The following is a 6,468-nucleotide window of genomic DNA, read 5'->3' on the forward strand; positions in this document are numbered from 1 at the left end:
CCCTTTATTAATTATCAAAAATGAGAAACAAGAACGGAAACGAGAAGTTAATCAACGGGCATTGCAAGGGCAATTTACTAATATCAAAGAAATCCTAGCTACCAATCTTGCTACTAATCGAGGTTTAGAAGAAATTAGAGCAGAAATCCAACATTACATTAGTAAATTACCCCACATTGGCAGTGGTCTACCTAAGACTTGGAAAAAAGTGCGCGGGGCATTAGAAACAGATGGTCGTAACTATATTAGTCTGACAGAATATTTATCTATTTGCGAACAAAATAGGTTTAAGAAGCATGAGGATAAATTACAGTTAATTGGGTATTTACACGATTTAGGAGTTTGTCTACATTTTCAAGATGACCCCTTGTTAAATAAAACAGTTATTATCAAACCAGAATGGGGAACAACAGCAGTTTATAAAGCCTTAGATAATCCAAAAGTCTACGATAACTTTGGCAAATTTACCAAGGATGATTTGACCGACATTTGGGATGAAGAAAAATATGTCAATATGCACGACGAGCTACTGCAATTAATGATTAAATTTCAACTCTGTTATAAAATTCCTGATACTTCTCAGACCTATATCGCGCCTCAACTTCTAACGGAAGCTCAACCAGTATACGACTGGGATGAAAATAATAATTTGATTTTACGTTACACTTACGAATTTATGCCGAAGGGAATTATTACTCAGTTTATTGTGGCAATGAACGAGTACATTAAAGAACAGAAATATGTCTGGAAAAGCGGAGTTATTCTCAAAAAAGATGGAGCAAAAGCAGAGGTAATTGAATATTACGGTAAGAGAGAAATAAAAATTAGGATTTCTGGGCAACAAAAACGAGATTTTATGACAATTGTGACTCACGAATTAGATAAAATTCATAGTTCCTACAATAATCGACTTAAATATAATAAATTAATTCCTTGTAATTGTCTGACTTGTAATAATAATCAGAATCCGCATTTCTACAAATTTGAGAAATTAAACGAATGGATTAGCAATGGCAGACTAAAAACAAACTGCGATAATTATCCTTATGATGAAGTTGATATAAGGAGTTTAATTGATGATGTGATAGACAGTGATAAGTACATGAGATTTTTACAACCTAACTATTATCCAAATGATATCTATATAAGGGATTCTATAATAAACACTAATAATAATTTTATCGAGAATAAAACTATGAATCAAAAAATTGTCAACGACCAAAGTCGGAAAATCAAAAATCAAGACGGAAATGTCATGGGTAATGTATTTGGTGATGATAGTAAGATTCAAGGTAAAGTAACAGCAAATTCTCCCGAAGCAGAAATACAAAAACCCAAGAAATTTGGATTGCTAGATTCTTTAACTTGGATGCAGAATGGGCAAATTATTTACTACTTCGTTACTGCCATTATTGGCATTATTTTGCTGATTATTTATCCTAAGTTATATCCATCTGGATTTCCTAATTGGGTAGAGAAAATTCAAGAGATATTCCCAGCTCCGCAAGTAGAAAAAGAATCCGATCAAAAATGATGAATAGTCAAAAATTTCGACTATTACTTCTGGAACCAGAGTTGATACTTTTTCTGAAGCACCCCGACAGAACAGATGAATCGTGAAATTTTCTGAGTATTACTTCTGGAACCAGAGTTGATACTTTTTCTGAAGCACCCCGACAGAACAGATGAATTGTGAAAAATTTCGACTATTACTTCTGAAGCCAGAGTTGATACTTTTTCTGAAGCACCCCGCCAGAACAGATGAATCGTGAAATTTATCGTTATTCTTTGATTAAGTCAGTGCTCCTTGACATACTCCCGACGTTGCCCTTACGGGACAACGCGGGATTCTTCAGCCAGGGAAACCCTGACCGCTGTTTTAACAGAGGTGATGTCCTCCCCCTGTGTTGATAACAATCCTATTTTTTGTATTAGGAGTGCTGAGTTATAGTCTCTATCTAGTTCTTGACCACATCTAGGGCAAGAATGCCAGCGCTCTGACAAGCTCTTAGGCACTCTGCTTAGACACTCCCAACAATGTTGAGATGTACCTTTTGGGTCTACTTTGATGATTCTCTTGCCAAGTTTCCAGCCTACATACTCTAGAACATCAAGAAATTGATAGTGGCTGCATCGTGCAAAGACTTATTTAATCCTGACTTCGCTGATTGACCATTGGGCAAAAACTGACCATTATCACCTAATTTAGCTTTGCAGCGCCGAACTAAGTTGGCTATCTGTAAGTCTTCGAGGAATATTGCACTTACGTCTGAAAACAGATGATAAGCCAGTTTGAATTGCCAATCCAAACGCTGTCTGGCTATTAGCTGATGCAGTTTAGCTATTTTACGTTTAAGAATTTTCCAAGATTGAGAATGTTTGTCTTTTTTAGATAATCTTACCTGAAGTTTAGATAGTCTATCTTCAGAGAACCTAAAAAACTTAGGTACTTCTATAAACTCGCCATCACTGGTAACAGCATAATATAATAATCCCAAGTCAATACCTTTTGAGTTTTTTAAAGTGGGTTGAATTTCTACAACCTCTACAGGCACAGTCTTATCTTCTATCGTGAAGCTAATGTACCACCCGTCAACTTCACGAATCACACTACCTGTCTTGACTTTAAAACCTTCTGGTATTGAGCGATTATACACAAAAGGGACTAAACCAATCTTTGGTAAACTTACACAATACCGACCATTAGCATTTTTGACAATACTAGAGTTTGATAACTGGGGATAACTAAGAGAATTATAGTAATGTTTACCTTTGAATTTAGGTTTACCACTGGTTTTACCCTTTTTATCAGGTTTGGTGAAGTTATCCATCGTAGTTTGTACACGTTGAATAACATCCTGCAAAACTTGGGAGTGAATAGACTGATACTCAGGGAATAGTTTTTTTGTTTGTGCTAGGTCTGCTAACTGTACTGTTTCCCAAGCTACATACCCATTTATGATGTTAGGGTGCTTGTCACCTTTTTTCGTTACTGGATTGCCGTTACCATCTTTCTTTCTGCCATCCCGTGTTTGTGTTCTAAACTCTGGGATATTTTGATAAATTCGTTCTACTGGCACTACTGAAACATTAAGTGGACAAGCGTTTACTGGTGTACGAGTTGCTTCAAACCAATTCAACCTTTCAGCTAAACGATAATTATATTGCTTCCTGGCCATTTCTAACCAATTAGATATAATCACCGCTTGCTTTTTATGTGGTTTTAACTTGTACTTGTATTTCAATAGCATAGAGAATCTACCTCCTGCATTATACATCTGTTATTATAATTACTGTATATATAATTGTCAACAGCTATAACAGAATAATTATGAAAAAAGATTTTGTATCTCGTGGTAGAGCTGTATCAGATATGAAAGCTCATTTAGTCTTAGTGACTAAATATAGGAAAAAAGTAATCAATCAGGAGATGCTCAAACGATTAGGAGAAATAGTAGACAATCTATGCACTAAATGGGACTGCAAACTAATAGAATTCAATGGTGAAGCCGATCATGTACATTTGCTATTCCAATACTACCCACAGCTAGAGTTACCTAAATTTGTTACTAATCTCAAGTCTGTAAGCAGCAGAAGGCTCAGAGCTGAGTTTCCAGAACAAATCAATAAAGCTTATTTCAAAGCTGTGTTTTGGAGTGAATCTTACTTTATTGCTAGTTGTGGTGGTGTTAGTGTCTCAGTTCTAAAAAAGTATATAGATTCTCAGGATGAACCACACAAATAATGCCCGGCTTTCCCATACGACGCTCCCCTACGGGAGAGCGCGGGACTTCCCGCCGGGGTAGTTAATATTAGGACTAAGTTCAACTGAATTCTCAATTCTCAATTCTCAATTCATAGACGCTCTACTAGAATTAAAAATAGCAATCAACGCCACACCTACATCTGCAAATACCGCTTCCCAAATATTTGCCAACCCGAATATCCCCAACAAAATAAACAAACTTTTCACTCCCAAAGCAAAACCAATATTCTGCCAAACAATACGACGAGTTTTCCTGCCAACTTTTATTGCTTCGGCAACCTTAGAAGGAGCATCCGTCATAATAACAACATCTGCAGTTTCAATTGCCGCATCGGAACCCATACTACCCATCGCCATACCAACATCAGCACGAGCAATAACCGGAGCATCATTAATTCCATCCCCGACAAAAGCAACCTTTCCATTATTTTGATGCAGTAATTTTTCAATGGCACTAACTTTATCTTCTGGCAATAATTCCGCTTGATAATCATCTAAACCCAGATTTTTGGCCACCCGTTGAGCAACAGTTTGATTATCTCCAGTTAGCATTACAATTTTTTCTACACCCAAATTTTTCAAAGATTTAATTGCCGAAGCAGTATCTAATTTAATTTGGTCAGAAATTGTTATATAACCAACATATTTACTATCGACTGCCAAATGAACTGCCGTATCTCCAACATCACAAAGATCGTGTTCGATATCTTCTAAATGTAATAGGCGATCGCCTCCGGCAATAACTGTTTTATTCCCAACCTTTGCTTTAATTCCACATCCAGCAATTTCTTGATATTCTGAGACATCAGAATTATCTATTTTGGTGGAATTATATTTATAAACCGCTTGAGCAATAGGATGATTTGATAAAGATTCAACTTTAGCTGCTACTTCTAGTAATTCTGATTTAGTCAAGCCATTTTTTGTCACAATGTCTGTCACCTGAAGTTGACCTTCTGTTAAAGTTCCAGTTTTATCAAAAACCACAGTTTTAATAACTGCCAAATCATCTAAAAATGTTGAACCTTTAACTAAAATTCCTCGTTTAGCAGCTCCACCAACTCCGCCAAAGTAACCCAAAGGAATACTAATTACTAATCCACAAGGGCAGGAAACTACTAATACAATTAATGCCCGATTTATCCAATCAGCATGAGTCGCACCAGAAATAAATAGAGGAGGAAAAAGAGCTATTGCCAAAGAAATAAAGACAACCACTGGAGTATAGTATCTGGCAAAAGTTGTCATAAATCTTTCTGTTTTAGATTTCTTAGTTTTAGCAGTTTCAACTAATTCTAAAATTCGAGCAATTGATGATTCGTCAAAAGGTTTAGTGACCCGAATTGTTAATAATCCCGTTTGATTAACCATTCCTGCTAAAATTGTTTGCCCAACTGTGAAAAACTTAGGTATTGATTCCCCAGTTAAAACAGAAGTATCAACCTGAGAATTGCCAGAGATAATTTCACCATCTAAAGGAATTTTTTCTCCAGGTTTAACCACTATTTCACTACCAACTTCTACTTTTTCAGGAGATACTTTTTCCAGAGAATCATCAATTTTTAAATTTGCATAATCAGGACGAACTTCTAATAGTGACTTGATAGAATTACGGGAACGTTTTACAGAATATTCCTGGAATGTTTCCCCAACTTGATAAAACAACATTACTGCCACTGCTTCCGGTAATTTATCAATAGCGATCGCTGCCAATGTTGCCACAGTCATTAAAAAATTTTCATCAAATATTCTGCCTTTGAAAATATTTTTCCCGGCGCTAGAAAGTACAGTCCATCCACTATATATATAGATAGGAACAAACACTATGTATTGTCCTAGACCATAGGCAGTATTCTGTAATTGTTGATAAAAAATCAAACCTAATATATAGATAATAGCGACTGGAAGTAAAGGTAAAATTTCCTGTTTTAAATTTGACTCTTGGGTAGTTTGGTTAGTATGATTATGATTTTCTTCATGGTGACAACTACAACAATGAGAATGATTATGATTATCCATTTTTTTGCTCCCCAAGTCATATGATTTTTACGATCAATATTATAATCAATTAAATTAAAAGTTAACGTATATAGCAATCCTATTTCAGTTGTAATATTTTGGTGGTAGTTAGGAGTCAGAACTCAGGAGTCAGCTAGGAAAGCCGTCGAATTGGCGACCTACAGAATTTACTCATGTTTTCAGTTAAAATTAACTATTAAGCAGGTAAACAAAATAAATTCAAATTTTAGAAGCTGAAACCCTTACTGTGTCAATATCGCTTGTGTAAATAATTTTGTGTAGGTACTTATAAAAATTTTCACAACCAATGCGCGGATTGCTATATATTGTTTCTATTTAAGATATCAAACTAGGGTTGATACAAAACAGGGAAAAAAGATTTAAATTTGACTTTTTACTATTACTTTCATGAGGAACTAAGAAAGCAATTATTTTGGTTTAGGTAATCATTACCTCTCATAGTAATCTTATGCAGGGAACAAAGGGAAATTTGAAAAATATTCTCGCTTCAACAGCTATATAATTTTTATTATGGCTAATTAATGATACTTGATATAACTCCTATAAATAGTTTAACTATTGGTAGCAAATATTTATCTCGATTGGTATATAGCAGTCGTCATTATTTACTATTTATACCACTTTTAAAAAAAGGGTAGTGGTGCATAGTAATGGTAGAGGAA

At 35.1% G+C, this 6,468-nt stretch carries 5 protein-coding genes; 2 read left to right on the plus strand and 3 right to left on the minus strand.

Annotated features, from left to right (window positions below):
- Positions 1-1,534 (plus strand): COR domain-containing protein (locus F6K22_RS27230; RefSeq protein WP_293105296.1); only part of this gene is annotated, 1,534 nt, incomplete at its 5' end.
- Positions 1,535-1,830: 296 nt separating this feature from the next.
- On the opposite strand, the gene F6K22_RS42515 is transcribed toward F6K22_RS27230, so the two are convergent.
- Both F6K22_RS42515 and F6K22_RS27235 read right to left on the minus strand, forming a co-directional pair.
- Positions 1,831-2,073, minus strand: a complete 243-nt coding sequence (locus F6K22_RS42515) for a zinc ribbon domain-containing protein (RefSeq protein WP_363274537.1) — start codon at positions 2,071-2,073, stop codon at positions 1,831-1,833.
- 29 nt (positions 2,074-2,102) lie between these two features.
- A complete protein-coding gene (locus tag F6K22_RS27235) occupies positions 2,103-3,251 on the minus strand; it encodes an RNA-guided endonuclease InsQ/TnpB family protein (RefSeq protein ID WP_293105299.1) in 1,149 nt (382 codons plus the stop codon).
- Positions 3,252-3,331: 80 nt separating this feature from the next.
- Between F6K22_RS27235 and tnpA the strand changes: the two genes are divergently transcribed.
- Complete coding sequence (gene tnpA, locus F6K22_RS27240) at positions 3,332-3,745, plus strand: IS200/IS605 family transposase (RefSeq protein WP_293105301.1); 414 nt, start codon at positions 3,332-3,334, stop codon at positions 3,743-3,745.
- Between the two features lie 105 nt (positions 3,746-3,850).
- Here tnpA and F6K22_RS27245 read toward each other — a convergent pair whose 3' ends face one another.
- Entirely contained in the window at positions 3,851-5,785 is a 1,935-nt protein-coding gene (locus tag F6K22_RS27245; RefSeq protein WP_293105304.1) for a heavy metal translocating P-type ATPase, read from the minus strand.
- Positions 5,786-6,468 lie beyond the last annotated feature (683 nt).

Origin of the sequence: Okeania sp. SIO2F4 (assembly GCF_010672385.1) — a bacterium.
Lineage (GTDB): Bacteria > Cyanobacteriota > Cyanobacteriia > Cyanobacteriales > Microcoleaceae > Trichodesmium.

What these genes read in the sequence shown, in the direction of transcription:
- tnpA (WP_293105301.1), top strand. Translation starts at nt 3,332, where the DNA reads ATGAAAAAAGATTTTGTATCTCGTGGTAGAGCTGTATCAGATATGAAA.
- F6K22_RS27235 (WP_293105299.1), bottom strand. Translation starts at nt 3,251, where the DNA reads ATGCTATTGAAATACAAGTACAAGTTAAAACCACATAAAAAGCAAGCG.
- F6K22_RS27245 (WP_293105304.1), bottom strand. Translation starts at nt 5,785, where the DNA reads ATGGATAATCATAATCATTCTCATTGTTGTAGTTGTCACCATGAAGAA.